The 16,514-nt window shown below is 71.2% G+C and carries 15 protein-coding genes; 7 read left to right on the forward strand and 8 right to left on the reverse strand.

Annotated elements, in window-relative coordinates; all coding sequences use genetic code 11:
• Positions 1-47 precede the first annotated feature (47 nt).
• From ACWGO0_RS22695 to ACWGO0_RS22715, 5 genes are all read right to left on the reverse strand, one after another.
• Positions 48-3,185 (reverse strand): efflux RND transporter permease subunit, encoded by a 3,138-nt coding sequence (locus tag ACWGO0_RS22695; protein ID WP_453537835.1) that lies wholly within the window; start codon positions 3,183-3,185, stop codon positions 48-50.
• Positions 3,186-3,365: 180 nt separating this feature from the next.
• Positions 3,366-4,055, reverse strand: a complete 690-nt coding sequence (locus tag ACWGO0_RS22700; protein ID WP_453537838.1) for a response regulator — start codon at positions 4,053-4,055, stop codon at positions 3,366-3,368.
• The gene (locus tag ACWGO0_RS22705; protein ID WP_453537841.1) at positions 4,052-5,323 is read right to left on the reverse strand and encodes a sensor histidine kinase; all 1,272 of its coding nucleotides are present in this window, start codon (positions 5,321-5,323) and stop codon (positions 4,052-4,054) included. Before ACWGO0_RS22705 ends, ACWGO0_RS22700 begins: the two co-directional genes overlap by 4 nt.
• A 126-nt stretch (positions 5,324-5,449) precedes the next feature.
• Positions 5,450-5,728 (reverse strand): PspA-associated protein PspAA, encoded by a 279-nt coding sequence (pspAA, locus tag ACWGO0_RS22710; protein ID WP_453537844.1) that lies wholly within the window; start codon positions 5,726-5,728, stop codon positions 5,450-5,452.
• Positions 5,729-5,738: 10 nt separating this feature from the next.
• On the reverse strand, positions 5,739-6,521 hold the full coding sequence (locus tag ACWGO0_RS22715; RefSeq protein ID WP_453537847.1) for a PspA/IM30 family protein: 783 nt from the start codon (positions 6,519-6,521) through the stop codon (positions 5,739-5,741).
• Positions 6,522-6,817: 296 nt separating this feature from the next.
• On the opposite strand from ACWGO0_RS22715, the gene ACWGO0_RS22720 reads away from it, so the two are divergent.
• From ACWGO0_RS22720 to ACWGO0_RS22730, 3 genes are all read left to right on the forward strand, one after another.
• Positions 6,818-7,420 carry a DUF3043 domain-containing protein gene (locus tag ACWGO0_RS22720; protein ID WP_453537850.1) on the forward strand — a complete coding sequence of 201 codons (603 nt, stop codon included), beginning with the start codon at positions 6,818-6,820 and terminating at the stop codon, positions 7,418-7,420.
• Positions 7,421-7,458: 38 nt separating this feature from the next.
• Positions 7,459-8,211 carry a class I SAM-dependent methyltransferase gene (locus ACWGO0_RS22725; protein ID WP_453537853.1) on the forward strand — a complete coding sequence of 251 codons (753 nt, stop codon included), beginning with the start codon at positions 7,459-7,461 and terminating at the stop codon, positions 8,209-8,211.
• A gap of 105 nt (positions 8,212-8,316) precedes the next feature.
• Positions 8,317-9,426: a S1C family serine protease gene (locus ACWGO0_RS22730; RefSeq protein ID WP_453537856.1), complete on the forward strand. Its 1,110-nt coding sequence runs from the start codon at positions 8,317-8,319 to the stop codon at positions 9,424-9,426.
• Positions 9,427-9,508: 82 nt separating this feature from the next.
• Here ACWGO0_RS22730 and ACWGO0_RS22735 read toward each other — a convergent pair whose 3' ends face one another.
• A complete protein-coding gene (locus ACWGO0_RS22735; RefSeq protein ID WP_382740657.1) occupies positions 9,509-9,718 on the reverse strand; it encodes a hypothetical protein in 210 nt (69 codons plus the stop codon).
• Between the two features lie 86 nt (positions 9,719-9,804).
• On the opposite strand from ACWGO0_RS22735, the gene ACWGO0_RS22740 reads away from it, so the two are divergent.
• Together ACWGO0_RS22740 and cobT are read left to right on the forward strand one after the other, a co-directional pair.
• On the forward strand, positions 9,805-11,007 hold the full coding sequence (locus ACWGO0_RS22740; RefSeq protein ID WP_453537860.1) for a bifunctional adenosylcobinamide kinase/adenosylcobinamide-phosphate guanylyltransferase: 1,203 nt from the start codon (positions 9,805-9,807) through the stop codon (positions 11,005-11,007).
• 123 nt (positions 11,008-11,130) lie between these two features.
• Entirely contained in the window at positions 11,131-12,258 is a 1,128-nt protein-coding gene (cobT, locus tag ACWGO0_RS22745; RefSeq protein ID WP_453537863.1) for a nicotinate-nucleotide--dimethylbenzimidazole phosphoribosyltransferase, read from the forward strand.
• A gap of 27 nt (positions 12,259-12,285) precedes the next feature.
• On the opposite strand, the gene ACWGO0_RS22750 is transcribed toward cobT, so the two are convergent.
• Positions 12,286-13,047, reverse strand: coding sequence for a hypothetical protein (locus ACWGO0_RS22750; RefSeq protein ID WP_453537866.1), 762 nt, complete (start codon positions 13,045-13,047; stop codon positions 12,286-12,288).
• 87 nt (positions 13,048-13,134) lie between these two features.
• Between ACWGO0_RS22750 and cobS the strand changes: the two genes are divergently transcribed.
• On the forward strand, positions 13,135-13,911 hold the full coding sequence (gene cobS, locus ACWGO0_RS22755; RefSeq protein WP_453537869.1) for an adenosylcobinamide-GDP ribazoletransferase: 777 nt from the start codon (positions 13,135-13,137) through the stop codon (positions 13,909-13,911).
• On the opposite strand, the gene ACWGO0_RS22760 is transcribed toward cobS, so the two are convergent.
• Positions 13,908-14,756 (reverse strand): endo alpha-1,4 polygalactosaminidase, encoded by an 849-nt coding sequence (locus ACWGO0_RS22760; protein WP_453537872.1) that lies wholly within the window; start codon positions 14,754-14,756, stop codon positions 13,908-13,910. The two genes, cobS and ACWGO0_RS22760, sit on opposite strands and share 4 nt — an antisense overlap.
• Positions 14,757-14,931: 175 nt before the next feature.
• On the opposite strand from ACWGO0_RS22760, the gene ACWGO0_RS22765 reads away from it, so the two are divergent.
• The gene (locus ACWGO0_RS22765) at positions 14,932-16,473 is read left to right on the forward strand and encodes a leucyl aminopeptidase (protein WP_453537875.1); all 1,542 of its coding nucleotides are present in this window, start codon (positions 14,932-14,934) and stop codon (positions 16,471-16,473) included.
• Positions 16,474-16,514 lie beyond the last annotated feature (41 nt).

The raw sequence follows: 16,514 nt of genomic DNA on the forward strand, positions 1-16,514 counted from the left end.
CGGCACCGTCGAGACGGTGCCGGGGCCTTTCTGTGCGACCTGACGCGTCAGGCCTTCGCGGGCTCCGGTTCGGGAGCCGTCGGGGCCGGGATGCCGGCCTTCTTCTCGCGCTTGGCGGCCCTCTTCTTCGCGCGGCGCTCCTTGCCGAGCTCGACCATCGCGTACAGCGTCGGCACGAGCAGCAGGGTCAGCAGCGTGGAGGTGATCAGACCGCCGATCACCACGACGGCCAGCGGCTGCGAGATGAAGCCGCCGTCGCCGGTGACGCCCAGCGCCATCGGGAGCAGGGCGAAGATCGTCGCCAGTGCCGTCATCAGGATCGGACGGAGCCGGTGACGGCCGCCCTCGACGACCGCTTCGACCACACCGAGGCCCTGGGCCCGGTACTGGTTGATCAGGTCGATCAGCACGATCGCGTTAGTCACCACGATGCCGATCAGCATCAGCATGCCGATCATCGCCGGGATACCCATCGGGGTGCCGGTGGCGACGAGCAGGCCGATCGCGCCGGTGGCGGCGAACGGGATGGAGACCAGCAGGATCAGCGGCTGGATCAGCGAACGGAACGTCGCGACCAGGAGCATGAAGACGATCGCGATGGCCGCCAGCATGGCGAGACCCAGGTTGACGAACGCCTCGTTCTGGTCCTCGGAGACACCGCCGATGGTGGCGGTGGCGCCTGCCGGAAGGTCCAGGGCGTCGATCTTCTTCAGCAGGGCGGCGCTCACCTCACCGGTGTTGTCACTGGTGGGCTTGGCCGTGACGGTCGCGGAGCGCTGACCGTCGATCCGGGTCATGGAGACCGGCCCGGGGACCAGTTCGACATCGGCGATCTCGCTGAGCGTGACCGCGCCGAGCCGGACGCCCTTCAGCTCCGCCATGGTGGTGGCGGGCCGGGACGAGGTGACGACGACCTCGCGCTCGGTGTCGTCGAGGATCGCCTTGCCGGACGGGGTGCCGCGCACGGCTCCCGCCACGGCCGCGCCGAGGGTGGCGTCGCTGAACCCGGCCGCCGCTGCCTTGTCGTTGGCCTTCACCGAGATACGCGGGACGCTCTGCGACAGGTCGCTCTGGACGTCGGTGACGTCGTCGAGTCCGGCGACCGCCTTGCGTACCTGCTCGGACGCCTTCTCCAGGACGTCCCCGTCGGCGGCCTTGACCACGACGCTCAGATCCTGGCTGCCGAAGCCGTCGCCCGCCGCGATGGTGGTGTCACCGATCCCGTCGAGCTTGCCGAGGGCCTCGTCGATCCGCTCCTGGGTGGCGTCGAAGCCGGCCGCGTCCTTCAGGGTCACCTGGTACGAGGCCTGGTTGGCTCCCGTACCGCCGCCGAAGGCCGCCATGAAGCCGGACGAACCGACCGTGACCTGGTAGTCCTCGACGTTCTTGTCGTCGGCGAGTACCTTCTCGACCTTCCGCGCCGCCTCGTCGGCCGCCGCCAGGCCGGTGCCCGCGGTGAGCTCCTGCTTGATGGACAGGACCTCCTGCTCGCCCTGGTCGAAGAAGTTGGTCTTGAGCAGCGGGACCATGCCGAAGGTGCCGAAGAGCACGGCGACGGCGAGGACGATGCTGGTGATACGGCGACGGGTCGCGAAGCGCAGCACCGGGACGTACAGCCGCTGGAGCCTGCTGCGCTCTTCCTTCTCCTCCGCCTTGCGGCGGGCCTCCGCCGGGTTCTCCGCGGCGCCCTTGGGGGCGCGCAGGAACCAGTAGGACAGGACGGGGACCACGGTCAGCGAGACCAGCAGGGAGGCCAGCAGGGCCGCTGTGACGGTCAGGGAGAACGAACCGAACAGCTGGCCGACCATGCCGCCGACCAGACCGATCGGGAGGAACACGGCGACCGTGGTGAGCGTCGACGAGGTGACGGCTCCGGCGACTTCCTTGACGGCGGTGATGATCGCCGAGTGGCGCTCCTCGCCGTAGCCGAGGTGCCGCTTGATGTTCTCCAGGACCACGATCGAGTCGTCGACGACCCGGCCGATGGCGATGGTGAGCGCGCCGAGCGTGAGCATGTTCAGCGACAGGTCGCGGGTCCACAGCACGATCAGTGCGAGGACCACGGACAGCGGGATGGAGACCGCGGTGACCAGGGTCGAGCGCAGGGAGGCCAGGAACACCAGGATCACGATGACCGCGAAGAGCAGGCCGAGCGCGCCCTCGGTGGTCAGGCCGGAGATCGCCTTGGAGACGGCGGGGCCCTGGTCGGAGACCACGGTCAGCTCGGCGCCGGCGCCGAGGTCCTTGCGCAGGTCGGGGAGCAGGTCGCGGACGGCGTCCGAGATGGCGACGGCGCTGCCGTCCTTGTCCATCGTCGCCATGACGGCGAGGCTCGGCCTGCCGTTCGTACGGGTGATGGAGACCGCGGTGGACGGCTCCTCCTTCACCGTGGCGACGTCACCGACGCGGACCGGCTTTCCGGGCTTGCCGGTCGCCGGGTTCTGCGCGGAGACCGTCAGGTCCTCGATCTGCTTCAGGGAGGTGTAGCCGCCGCCGACCTGGATCGTGCGGCTCTTGCCCGCCTCGGAGAACGAGCCGCCGGGGACGGTGGCACCGCCCGCCTGGAGGGCCTGGGACAGCGATCCGGCGTTCAGACCGGCCGCGGCGAGCTTCTTGTCGTCAGGGGTGACGGAGATCTGGAGGTCCTGGACCCCGTCGACCGTCACCTGGCCGACACCGTCGATGTCGTCGATGGCGGGGACGACCGTACGGTCCAGCTGGTCGGCGAGCGCCTGCTGGTCCTTGTCCGAGGTGACGGCGAGGACGACCGTGGGAATGTCGTCCGTCGAGCCGGCGATGACCTGCGGGTCGACGTCGTCCGGGAGCTGGATGCGGGCACGGTTCACGGCCTGCTGGATGTCGGCGACGAGCTGCTTGGTGTCCTGGTCACCGAAGTCGAAGGTCGCCATGATGACGGCGTTGCCCTCGCTGGCGGTCGAGGTGATGCCCTCGACGCCGTCGACGGCCTTGATGGAGTTCTCGAGCGGTTCGACGACCTGCTTCTCGACCACATCGGGGGACGCACCCTGGTAGGGGGCGAGCACCGACACCATCGGGAGTTCGATGGTGGGCAGCAGCTGCTGCTTGAGCTGCGGGATCGCGATCGCTCCGAATACCAGAGCGACGATCGAGATCAGCCCGATCAGGGCCCGTTGCGCGAGGCTGAATCTGGACAGCCAGGACATGGGTGGGTCTCTCTTCTGTGGCGTACGAGGCAGATGGGCGGGCGATCGAAGGGGGACACGCCCCACCCGCTTATACGATCGCCGGTCCCCGTGGCCGAATCGTCGGCCCCGGGGGTGCTTTCTTATGCCGCGCATACCGCAGATGGAGTACACCGCATCTCCACCCCCGCATCCCGCGCGCTAGTCGGCTCTGGGACGCACCAGGCCCGATTCGTACGCGGTTACCACCAATTGGGCCCTGTCCCGGGCGCCGAGCTTCGCCATGGCCCTGTTCACATGGGTCTTCACGGTGAGCGGACTGACCACGAGCCGCTCGGCGATCTCGTCGTTGGAGAGCCCGCCCGCGACGAGAACCAGCACCTCTCTCTCGCGCACGGTGAGCGCGGCGAGCCGCTCCGAGTACGCCGCGGCGTCCGGCCCCTCGCCCGAACTCCCGCCCTGGGCGAGGAAGGTGGCGATGAGCCCCTTGGTCGCGGCCGGGGAGAGCAGCGCCTCACCGCCCGCCGCGATCCGGATGGCGTTGAGCAGCTCCTCCGGTTCCGCGCCCTTCCCCAGGAAGCCCGAAGCGCCGGCGCGCAGGGACTGCACCACGTACTCGTCCACCTCGAAGGTGGTGAGCATGACGATCCGGACGTCCGCGAGATCCGGGTCGGCGCTGATCATGCGGGTGGCGGCGAGCCCGTCGGTGCCGGGCATCCGGATGTCCATCAGCACCACGTCGGCGCGTGTGGAGCGGGCCAGCGCCACGGCCTCCGCGCCGTCCGCGGCCTCTCCCACGACGTGCATGTCGGGCTCCGAGTCGACCAGCACCCGGAAGGCACTGCGCAGCAGCGCCTGGTCGTCGGCGAGCAGCACCTTGATCGGATTCACGCGTGTCCCCCCGTTCCGCCGGCCGTGCCGGGCGTCGTCAGCTCACCCGTGCGGGCCTTGACCGGCAGGATCGCATGCACACGGAAGCCGCCGCCGTAGCGGGGGCCCGCGGTGAGTGTGCCGCCGAACGCGGTGACGCGTTCGCGCATGCCGATGAGTCCGTGGCCGCCGCCTTCGCCCTCCCCGGCCGATCCCTCGGTCCGGCCCCTGCCGTTGTCGAGCACCGTGATCTCGGCCGTCGCCCCGACCCGTACGACACTCACCTCGGCCTTGGCGCCCGTCCCGGCGTGCTTGCGCACATTGGTCAGCGCCTCCTGGATGACCCGGTAGGCGGCCAGGTCCACGGCTGCGGGCAGCGGGTTCTCGTGGTCGGTGCAGGCCACCTCGACGGGGAGCCCGGCGTTACGGAAGGTGTTGACCAGTTCGCCGAGGACCGCGAGCCCGGGGGCCGGTTCGGTGGGCGCCTCCGGGTCGCCGGACTGGCGGAGCAGTCCGACGGTGGCCCGGAGTTCGTTGAGCGCGGAGCGGCTGGCGTCCCGGACGTGGGCGAGCGCTTCCTTGGCCTGGTCGGGGCGCTTGTCCATGACGTGGGCCGCCACACCGGCCTGGACGTTGACGAGGGCGATGTGGTGGGCGACGACGTCGTGCAGGTCCCGGGCGATCCGCAGCCGCTCCTCGGCGACCCTGCGGCGCGCCTCCTCCTCACGGGTGCGCTCGGCGCGTTCGGCGCGCTCCCTGATCGCGTCGACGAAAGCACGCCTGCTGCGGACGGCGTCCCCCGCGGCGCCCGCCATGCCGGTCCACGCGAAGACACCGAGATTCTCCTGGCTGTACCAGGGGGCCGAGCCGAAGAACATCGCCGCCGCGGTCAGCACCGTCATGGTCAGCAGGCCGACCCGCCAGGTGGTGGGACGGTCCGTGCGGGCGGCGACGGTGTAGAGCGCGATCACGGCGCTCATCACCACGGGGGCCGGCGGGTCCATCACCACGAACTCGGTGGCGGACAGGGCCCCGGTGACGGCGAGCACGGCCATCGGGTTACGCCGCCGCAGGACGAGCGCCCCGGCCCCGAGCACCATCAGGAGCACGCTGAACGGTTCGGGGGTGCGGGTCCCGAAAGACGGCCCGTTCGCCCCGTGGTTCGGGTCGGCGAACGACGCGCAGATCATGCAGACGAGCACGGCCAGCGCGAGCCCCGCGTCGAAGGCGAGGGGATGGCCGCACAGCCAGCGGTGGGCACGCGCGAAGCCGGTTCCGAGGGTGGTCACGTCGAGCAACGGTACGGCGTGTCGCGCATGGTCGTGTCCCGAACGTGTGCCGCTCCCGGCACAGCACTGTGCCCCGCGGCCGGCGGACCGGGCGGGGCACAGGAGGGTGCTGGAGCGGGTGGTACGTCAGCCGGGGATCAGACCGTCGTCGCCGAGCATGTCGCGTACCTCTTCGAGGGTCGCGTCGGACGACGGCAGGATCAGTTCGGACGGCTCCAGGGAGTCGTCCGGCAGGGGTGAACCGAGCTCCCGCACCTTGCTGAGAAGTGCCTGGAGCGTGGTGCGGAAACCTTCGCCGTCGCCGCTCTCCATCTCTGCGAGCAGCTCGTTGTCGAGCTTGTTCAGCTCGGCGAGGTGACTGTCGGCCAGCGTGAGCTGACCCTCCCCCATGATCCGTACGATCATGACGTTGCCCTTACTGCTTGTCGAACTTGTGCGGAGTCTGCTGCGACTGCGGGGCGGCGTCCTGCGTACCGCCTTCGATGGCCTGCTTCTCTGCGGAGGAGCCGCCGGCCAGTTCGGCCTTCATGCGCTGCAGCTCCAGCTCCACATCCGTACCACCGGAAATCCGGTCCAGCTCGGCGGCGATGTCGTCCTTCGCCGTGCCGGACGAGTCGTCCAGGGCGCCGGAGGCGAGCAGCTCGTCGATGGCTCCGGCTCGCGCCTGGAGCTGCTGGGTCTTGTCCTCGGCCCGCTGGATCGCCAGGCCGACGTCGCCCATCTCCTCGGAGATGCCCGAGAACGCCTCGCCGATCCGGGTCTGCGCCTGGGCCGCCGTGTAGGTCGCCTTGATGGTCTCCTTCTTGGTGCGGAAAGCATCGACCTTGGCCTGGAGCCGCTGGGCCGCGAGAGTGAGTTTCTCCTCCTCGCCCTGCAGCGTCTGGTGCTGCGTCTCCAGGTCCGTGACCTGCTGCTGGAGGGCGGCGCGGCGGGACAGCGCCTCGCGTGCCAGATCCTCGCGACCGAGCGCGAGCGCCTTGCGGCCCTGGTCCTCCAGCTTGGACGACTGGCCCTGCAGCTGATTCAGCTGCAATTCCAGCCGCTTGCGCGAGGTCGCCACATCGGCGACACCGCGGCGCACCTTCTGAAGCAGCTCCAGCTGCTTCTGGTACGAGTAATCGAGGGTCTCGCGCGGATCCTCGGCCCGGTCAAGGGCCTTGTTTGCCTTCGCGCGGAAGATCATTCCCATACGCTTCATGACACCGCTCATGGGCTTCGCGCGCCCCCTTCTGACGGACTGAGCTCCAGCACTCCAACAGAACCCACAGTACGGGCCCTGCCTCTATTACCGCACTGTCGGAGCACGGATGTGCTCCTCCCCAAGGACGACTGCCCCCGGTGACCGCTCCCGCGCAGGGAGTAGGTGACGGTCAGGGAAACGGGCGGCGACGTCCGTTCTGCCCCTGTCGGGATGCCTTTAAGGACGCGGGCCGTTGCCGGATCGTTCCCGACCGGTCGGCTGTCCTCGCCATCGACCCCGTACCCTTGGGTTTTGTGTTCCGTAGCCGTTCTTCCAAGGACGAGAAGGCCCCCACCGGCAAGGTGACGGCGGACCTCTCCAAGCAGCCCCGCGACCCCGAGTCCCCCAAGGGTCGCCCCACCCCCAAGCGCAGCGAGGCCCAGACGCAGCGCCGTCGCGCTTCGTCGAGCGCGCCGACCGACCGCAAGGAGGCCATGAAGCGCCAGCGCGAAGCCAGGCGCGCCGACCTGGCCAAGCAGCGCGAGGCGCTCGCGACGGGTGACGAGCGTTATCTGCCACCGCGTGACAAGGGGCCGGTCCGGCGCTTTGTCCGTGACTTCGTGGACTCGCGCTTCTGCATCGCGGAGTACTTCCTGCCGCTCGCAGTGATCATCCTGATTCTCAGCGTGATCCAGATCCAGAACATCCAGAACATCTCTCTGCTGCTCTGGCTCGGCGTGATCGTGCTGATCGTCGTCGACTCGATCGGTCTCGCGTTCCGGCTCAAGAAGCAGCTGCGGGAACGCTTCCCCGACACCCCGAAGCGCGGCGCCGTCGCGTACGGACTGATGCGTACGCTCCAGATGCGCCGACTGCGGCTTCCCAAGCCGCAGGTCAAGCGCGGAGAGCGGCCCTGAGTACGCCCTCCGGCTTCACGGGTGCCGCTCCGGCGTGGATGAAGGGCCTCGGCGGACTGCGTAACGTGGTCCGCCAGGAGCTCGTGGCCCGGCAGCTCGACGAGCAGATAGCCGCCCGCTTCGCGGTGGGGCGGCGTCTGCGCGTGCTCGATGTCGGCATGGGGCAGGGCACCCAGGCCCTGCGCCTGGCCAGGGCCGGTCACTCGGTGACCGGCCTGGAGTCCGACGGCGACATGCTGGAGGCCGCCCGGCAGTCACTCGCGGGCGAGCCCGATGGCATTCGTGAGCGGGTCCGGCTGATCGAGGGCGACGGCCAGGACACCGGTGTGCACTTCCTGCCCGGCAGCTTCGACCTGGTGCTCTGCCACGGCGTCCTGATGTACGTCCAGGAGCCCGATCCGATGCTGGCGGGCCTGGCCCGGATGCTGGCCTCCGGCGGGCTGCTCTCCCTGCTCGTACGGAACGCGGACGCGCTGGCCATGCGGCCCGGGACCGCCGGGGACTTCGGCGGGGCGCTGGAAGCCTTCGACACGGACACGTACACCAACCGGCTCGGCGTCACGGTGCGGGCCGACCGGCTCGACGCCCTGACCGCCACGCTCGCCGGCATCGCGGCGCCGCTGCACGCCTGGTACGGGGTGCGGGTGTTCTGCGACAACGTGAGCAACGAGGCGGAGCTTCCGGAGCCGCCCGAGCTGGCGCGGCTGCTGGACGCGGAGGACCGTGCGGGGCGGACCGATCCGTACCGCCGGGTGGCGGCACTGCTGCACCTGTGCGGCGTACGCGGCTGACGCGCCGGAAGCGGGCCGGAGGGCGGCGGCGCCCGGCAGGAGCCGTACGCCCGATCGGCGTATCAACGCAGGCCCACCAATGGGGTCAATAGTGATACTCCGGACATGCATGCACACTCTTCGTCCCCTGTTCCCTTTTCGCGCGGCCGAGTGCGCCGACTGCTGCTGCCCCTGACCGCCGGTGTCTGCGCGATCACCCTGGTGGGCGGGTGTTCCGGCTCGGACTCCGGCTCCGCCGCGCCCGACGCCACGCGTTCCGGCTCCGCGCCGCAGGGTCCCGCCGCCCGGGCCACCAACGAGCTCCAGGACGACTACCAGGACGTCATCAAGAACGTGCTGCCGTCCGTCGTGCAGATCGACGCCTCCAAGGGCCTGGGTTCGGGCATCGTCTACGACGACAAGGGCCATGTCGTCACCAACGCCCACGTGGTCGGCGACGAGAAGACCTTCAAGGTCACCGTGGCCACCGGCGGGAAGGTGATCGGCGCCTCCCTGGTCTCCGCCTATCCGGAACAGGACCTGGCCGTCCTCAAGCTCGACGAGCTGCCCGAAGGGCTCAAGGCCGCGAAGTTCGGCGACTCGGACAGGGTCGAGGTCGGACAGATCGTGATGGCGATGGGTTCGCCGCTCGGTCTGTCCAGCAGCGTGACGCAGGGCATCGTCTCGGCCCTGGGCCGGACCGTCACCGAGAGCCGCGCGGGCGGTGGCACCGGGGCGACCATCGCCAACATGGTGCAGACCTCGGCGGCGATCAACCCGGGCAACAGCGGCGGCGCGCTCGTGAACCTCGACAGCCAGGTGATCGGCATCCCGACCCTGGCGGCGACGGACCCGCAGATGGGCGACAGTGCGGCACCGGGCATCGGATTCGCGATCCCGGTCTCGATGGTGAAGACGGTCGCCGACCAGATCATCAAGGACGGCAAGGTCACCGACTCCGGCCGGGCGGCCCTGAACATCACCGGACGCACGGTCGTCGACGAGAACTACCGGCCGGCCGGGGTGGCGCTGGTCAGCGTGGCCGAGGGCGGCGCCGCCGACAAGGCCGGCCTGCGGGTGGGAGACATCATCACGAAGGTCGGCGACACCGAGGTCACGACGATCACCTCGCTGTCGGAGGCGCTGGCGGGCGACGAGCCGGGCCAGAAGGTCACCGTGACGTACTCGCGCAATGGCGCGCGTACGACGGCCGAGGTCACGCTGGGCGAGATCTAGGACCGCTCCGGTGCTGTTCCCCCGGTCGCCGGACGGGCTCGTGGAACGGGCCTGTCCGGCGATCGGGTACGGGGACGGAGCGTCAGCCCTGGTCGGCCGAGAGGCTCATAGGACCGTAGATCTTCGTCGCGTCCTCGAAGAGCGTGACCTGTTCCGCCCCGCCCTCCAGAAGCTCCTTCCAGAACTCACCGATCCAGGACTCCGCATCGCCCTGGGTCGTGAACTCGTCCGGCGTCAGCGCCGGCTCCGTCTCCGTACCGTCGGACTTCTCGAACCGCCACGTCCACGCCATGTCCGCCTCCTGGGTCACGTTGCTGCCCAGAGCCTAGTGCCTCGCCCGGGCGCGCATCCGGTGCGCGGACGCGGGAGGATCAACACGTGGAACTGACACTGCTCGGCACCGGAGCCCCCGAAGGGCTGCCGCGCCCCGAATGCCCCTGCGCCGTGTGCGCCTCGGCCCGTGGTGTGCGGGCGCGCGCCGCGACCGCGCTCCTGGTCGACGACGCGCTGCTGCTCGATCTCACTCCGGGGGCCGTGTTCGCCGCGGCCCGCGCCGGGCATTCGCTCAACGCCGTACGCCAGGTGCTGCTCACCCATCCCCACGACGGGCCGGCCCTCGAACTGCCCGCCGGGCTGCCGCCGGCCGGCCGGGTGCCGGACGGCCAGGTGTTGACGCTGATCAGCGGGCACCGGGTGCGGGCGGTGCCGATGGACGCTCCGGGGACCGGGTACGAGGTGACCTCACCGGAGGGCGAACGGCTGCTGTACCTGCCGCCGGGGGCCGCCCCCAGTGGTCTCGCGGACCGGGCGGCGGAGCCGTACGACATGGTCGTGGGAGATGTGATCGGGCGCCCCGACGCGGTGGCCAGGCTGCGGGCGGTGGAGGCCGTCGGGCCGACGACCGAGGTGATCGCCGTCCACCTGGACCATGACGCGCCGCCCGGCGACCAGCTGGCCCGGCGGCTCGCGGCGGCCGGGGCGCGGGCGGTGCCGGACGGGACGACGCTGGTGGTGGGCGAGTACCACGCCGTACCCGATGTGCCGCGGCGCACGCTGGTGACCGGTGGCGCACGGTCGGGGAAGTCGCTGGAGGCCGAGCAGCGTCTTGAGACCTTCCCCGAGGTGGTGTACGTGGCGACCGGCGGGCGCCGGGAGGGGGACGCGGAGTGGGCGGCCCGGGTCGGGCTGCACCGGGACCGCAGGCCCTCCGCGTGGCGTACCGAGGAGACCTGCGAGCTGGCGGAGCTGCTGACGGCGTCCGGTCCCCCACTGCTGATCGACTGTCTGTCGCTGTGGCTGACGGACGCGATGGACCGGGTGGGGGCGTGGGACGACGCGACGTGGGCCGGGGGCGGCGAGGAGGCGTTGCGGGTGCGGGTCGCGGAGCTGGTGGGCGCGGTGCGGGGTACCCGGCGGACCGTGGTGGCGGTGACGAACGAGGTGGGCTCGGGGGTGGTCCCGGCGACGGCGGCGGGTCGGCGCTTCCGGGACGAGCTGGGGCGGCTGAACGCGGCGTTCGCCGCCGAGTGCGAGCACGTGCTGCTGGTGGTGGCGGGTCAGGCGCTGGTGCTGCGGGGGTGAGCGTGTGCGGCTGCGGCGGGCTTGCGGGGCGGAGTCCGTGGGAAGGGCACCGGTACTGTTCCGCACAGGAGCCCGCCGCCGGGTTCCCGGCCATCACGTACCGACCCCGCGAGGCAGACCCCCGTGAATCTGGACGACTTCTCCGACCTGATCGAACGCCCCGACGGCGGCGTACGGCGCGATGCCGAGGAACGACGGGAGCGGCTGATCGTGCCGCCCGGGGCTCTCGGCCGCCTCGACGAGCTGGGGGAATGGCTCTCGGCCGCCCAGCAGGCCGTACCGGTCAGGCCGGTCGACCGGCCGCGTGTGGTCCTCTTCGCCGCGGATCACGGGGTGGCGGAGCTGGGTGTCTCCGGCCGCGCCGCGGGCACCGCGTACGAGCTCGTCAGGGCCACGCTGGACGGTGCGAGCCCCGTCGCCGTACTGGCCCGCCGCTTCTCCGTACCCGTACGGATCATCGACGCCGGCCTGGACTGCGATCCGGAGCTGCTGCCCGAGTCCGTCGTACGGCACCGGGTGCGGCGCGGCAGCGGGCGCATCGACATCGAGGACGCCCTGACCGCCGATGAGGCCGAGCAGGCCGTACGGCTGGGCATGGCGATCGCCGACGAGGAGGCCGACTCCGGCACGGATCTGGTGGTGCTCGGCGATCTGAGCGTCGGCGGGACCACCGCGGCCTCCACCCTGATCGCGGCCCTGTGCGGCACGGACGCCTCGGTGGTCACCGGGCGCGGCGGCGCCGGGATCGACGACCTGGCGTGGATGCGCAAGTGCGCCGCGATCCGTGACTCGCTGCGCCGGGCGCGGCCTGTGCTGGGCGACCAGGTGGAGCTGCTGGCCGCGGTCGGCGGCGCCGATCTGGCGGCGATGACGGGCTTCCTGCTGCAGAGCGCGGTCCGCCGGATGCCGGTGGTCCTCGACGGTGTGGTCGGGGCTGCCTGCGCCCTGGTGGCGCAGCGGGCCGCTTTCCGGGCGCCGGACTGGTGGCTGGCCGGGCAGGCGAGCGGCGAGCCGGCGCAGGCCAAGGCGCTGGACCGGATGGCGCTCACCCCGCTGCTCGATCACGGGGTCACCGTGGGCGGGGGCAGTGGGGCGCTCCTCGCGCTCCCGCTCGTCCAGGCCGCGGCCGCACTGGCGGCGGAACTGCCCGAGCGGGCGCCGGAGAAGGCCGAGGACGCGGAGGACTTCACGGCGGACGCGGAGGACTTCACGGAGTCCGAGGAGAAGGTCGCGGGCGCGAGCGAGAACTAGGGCGAGAACCAGGGCCTGCCCGGCGGATCAGGGCTTCGGGCCGGGGAGCGGGACCCGGTCGGGGGCGCCGCCGATCAGGTCCTGGAACTTGCGGCGCGGGCCTGCCCAGCGCCGGTCGTGGTGATAGGCCCGCAGCACCGCCCTGGACCTCGCCCGGTGCCTGTTCCGGTAGAACCGTTTCGCCCAGGGCGAGGTCGGCCGGGCCAGCCTGACCGCGCCGACCAGGGCGACGAACGGGATGAGCGCGCCGAGCACCGCCATCCGCGCCTTGCCCTTGAACAGGGCGATCAGCACGAAGCAGAAGTTGACGGCGAGCGTCAGGACGACGTTCAGCCGGTCCTGCTGCTGGTCCTCGCTCAGCTCGTTCACCCCGAGCGGCGAGAAGCCGGCCAGGAAGAGCCCCACGAGCGAGGCGGTGAGGACGACGACCTCCACGCTCTGCCGGCCTTGCTCGGTCCAGTAGACGTCGTCCAAGTGCAGGATCAGCGCGAACTCGTCGAGCACGAGGCCCGCGCCCACACCGAAGACCACCGCCCAGATTCCGGCACCGGCACCCTCCCGGCCGCTGGCCACCGCCCCGAAGCCGCCGACCACGGTCAGCACCACCCCGGGCACCACGTGGTGGATGTGCACGCCGCCCGGTGTGACGTTGCGGAACGGGCCCTTCCCGGCCCGGATCATCCGCGTGACCATGCGGGTGATGGCGAACGTCAGCACGAAGGCGCTCAGGGCGAGGAGCATCGGCAGCTTGCCCGGCTCGACGATGTTCTGGTGAAACCAGTGACCCATGCCACCCACTCCCGATAAGTCACCTTCGGCACTTTTGAAGCGATTTGGCCAATCTATCGGTGGCGGACACCCGCTAGCCTGCGCGCGGTGACCTCCCTGAACAGCCACGGCATACGTTTCGCCTTCGGCACCCTCACCGTGCTCCCGGTACGCATCACCCGCTGGGACCGCGAGACCGCCCGCGCCGGCATGCTCTGCGCCCCGCTCACCGGGCTCGTCGTGGGCCTGCTCGCCGCCGTGCCGGGTGCCCTGTTGCTGCTGCTGGGGTCGGGGCCGCTGCTCGCGGCGGTCGCCTCCGTGGCCCTGCCCGCGGCCCTCACCCGGGGCCTGCATCTGGACGGTCTCGCGGACACCGCGGACGGCCTCGGCAGCGCGAAGCCCGCCGAGGAAGCGCTGCGCATCATGAAGCAGTCGGACATTGGCCCGTTCGGTGTCATCACGCTGCTGTTCGTGCTGCTGGCCCAGGTCGCCGTCCTCTTCGAGCTGTACGGGCAGGGCTGGGCGCCCGGAGCCGCCGGAGCGGTCGTGGCGGCCGTCGCCGCCCGGCTGGCGCTCACCCTGGCGTCCCGTCAGGGCGTGCCGCCGGCCCGGCCCGAGGGCCTGGGCGCCGTGGTGGCGGGCACGGTGCCCCGGCTCGGCGCGGCGATCGTGACGGTCCTGGCGCTCGCGGTCTGCGCGGGCACGGGGGCCCTGCTGGACAGGTACGGGGCCGTGCACAACGTCCTGGCGGTGCTGGTCGCACTCGGCGTGGCCCACCTGCTGCTGCGGCACTGTGTGCGGCGCTTCGGCGGGGTGACGGGGGATGTGTTCGGCGCGCTGGAGGAGACGGCCGCGACGGCTGCCCTGGTCGTGCTGGCGCTCTAGTCGCCGGTGGCGCAGGTCTTGCGCCAGGGGCCGAGGTCGTACTCCTTGCGCAGGGAACTCAGCTTCAGCCGCCGGGACTCCGGGCAGAATTGGGCCGGTTCCACCTCGTACTCCGCGTGGAAGACCGCCTTGCCTGCCTCGATGAAGGGGGTGACGGCGTCACACTCCTCGTACTGGGCGCACTGCTCGTTGACCGCGAAGTCGAAGTCCGGCTCCAGCTGCGGGATCTGGTCCAGGTCGTTCTTCAGGCCGACGGCGAGACCGTGCCGGTGGGCGATGCGGGCGATCAGGCGGTTGTAGCGCAGCTGGTCGTCCGCGGTGAGGGGGAAGCCGGACGCGTTGAGGTAGGCGTCCATGTTGTCCGGCTCCACCGCGTCGAAGCCCTTCTTCGCGCACATCTCGATCCGGGCCTCCATGAGGGGCTCCAGGACGTCGGTGCGGCGGATGTCGAGCCAGCGCTCACCCTTCCAGCCGTTGCCCTTGCCGAGCACGGATGCGGGGAACTTCCCGGCGTCCGGGCGGAACTCCTCCCAGGCGCCGGTGGAGAGGTAGCAGATGACCTTGCGGTCCCGGCTGTGCAGGTCCGCCACCGCGGCGGCGCTGTTCTCGAAGCCGTCGATGTCGTAGACCGGCGCGTCCACCGAGGCGTCGAGCCGGCCGGAGAGCTGCCACTGCCAGTCGATGCCGGGCTCCGGGCGCCAGCGGGGCCCCGGGCTCGTTCCGGTGACCGGGGCGGAGGCAGGTGGCGCCGAGGTGCAGGCGGTGAGCAGAACCAACAGAATCGGTACGGCGGCGGACAGCGATGCCCGCGGCCCCGTACCGCGAACCCGCCCGTGCCGTCGCACCGTTCTCTCCCACCCTCGTAACCCCCGCCGGCAACGACCCTACTGGCGTGAGGCAACAGGAAAGGCGCGCGTAGGCTCATTCCCGGCACATTGCGGCGCCGTCTACGATGCGCCGGGCACGGTCGGCCCACCCCTCGACCGGAACAGAACTCAACGGAAGCGAGATTTCACCACCGTGACTGCTCTCACTCTCAGCACTGCCGGTGCGGCGACGCTGCGCGCCGACGCACTCGTCGTCGGCGTCGCCAAGGGCGCCAAGGAGCTGGTCCTCGCACCTGGCGCCGAGGCCGTGGACAAGGCGTTCGACGGAAAGCTCGCCACCGTCCTGGAGACCCTGGGTGCCTCCGGTGCCGAGGGCGAGGTGACCAAGCTCCCCGCGCCGTCCGGCCTCAAGGCCCCGGTCGTCATCGTGGTCGGGCTCGGCCCGGTCCCGGAGAAGGACGACGCGTACGACCCCGAGGCGCTGCGCCGGGCCGCCGGTTCCGCCGCCCGCGCGCTGGCCGGTTCGAAGAAGGCCGGCTTCGCGCTGCCCGTCGAGTCCGTCGAGGACGCCGGTGCCGTAGCCGAGGGTGCTCTCCTGGGCGCGTACGCCTTCACCGCCTACCAGGGCGGCGAGAACTCGCTCGCCCCCAAGGGCGCCAAGAACAACGGCCCGAAGCTGCCCCTCGCCGAGGTGGCGCTGATCGGCACCAAGCCGCGCGACAAGGCGTTCAAGGCCGCCGCCGAGCGCGCCGTCGCGCTCGTCGAGGAGATCAACCGCGCCCGCGACCTGATCAACACCCCGCCGAACGACCTGTACCCCGAGTCCTTCGCCGCCGTGGCCACCGCCGCCGGCAAGGAGCACGGCATCAAGGTGCAGGTCCTCGACGAGAAGGCGCTCGTGAAGGGCGGCTTCGGCGGTCTGCTGGGCGTCGGCCAGGGCTCGGCCCACGGCCCCCGCCTGGTGAAGCTCGCCTACACGCACCCCAAGGCGGAGAAGACCCTGGCCCTCGTGGGCAAGGGCATCACCTACGACTCGGGCGGCATCTCGCTCAAGCCGGCCGGCCACAACGAGACGATGAAGTGCGACATGAGCGGCGCCGCCGCCGTGTTCGCCGCCGTCGTCACCGCCGCCCGTCTCGGCCTCCGGGTCAACGTGACCGGCTGGCTCGCGCTCGCCGAGAACATGCCGTCCGGCAACGCCACCCGCCCGGGTGACGTGCTGCGCATGTACAGCGGCAAGACCGTCGAGGTCCTCAACACGGACGCCGAGGGCCGTCTCGTCCTCGCCGACGCGCTGACCCGCGCCTCCGAGGAGAACCCGGACGCGATCGTCGACGTCGCCACGCTGACCGGCGCCATGGTGCTCGCCCTGGGCAACCGCACCTTCGGCATCATGGCGAACGACGACGCCTTCCGTACCTCCATCCACGAGATCGCCGAGGAGGTCGGCGAGGCCTCCTGGCCGATGCCGCTCCCCGCCGACCTCCGCAAGGGCATGGACTCCCCGACCGCCGACATCGCCAACATGGGCGAGCGGATGGGCGGCGGCCTGGTGGCCGGTCTGTTCCTGAAGGAGTTCGTGGGCGAGGGCATCGCCTGGGCGCACCTGGACATCGCGGGCCCGGCCTTCCACGAGGGCGCGCCCTACGGCTACACGCCCAAGGGCGGCACCGGATCCGCGGTCCGCACCCTGGTCGCGCTGGCGGAGCACACCGCCGCCGGGGACCTCGGCTGATCGGGTCCTTACGTGACTTCGGCCCCGGGCACACGCCCGGG

This window comes from Streptomyces sp. NPDC055749, assembly GCF_053617235.1.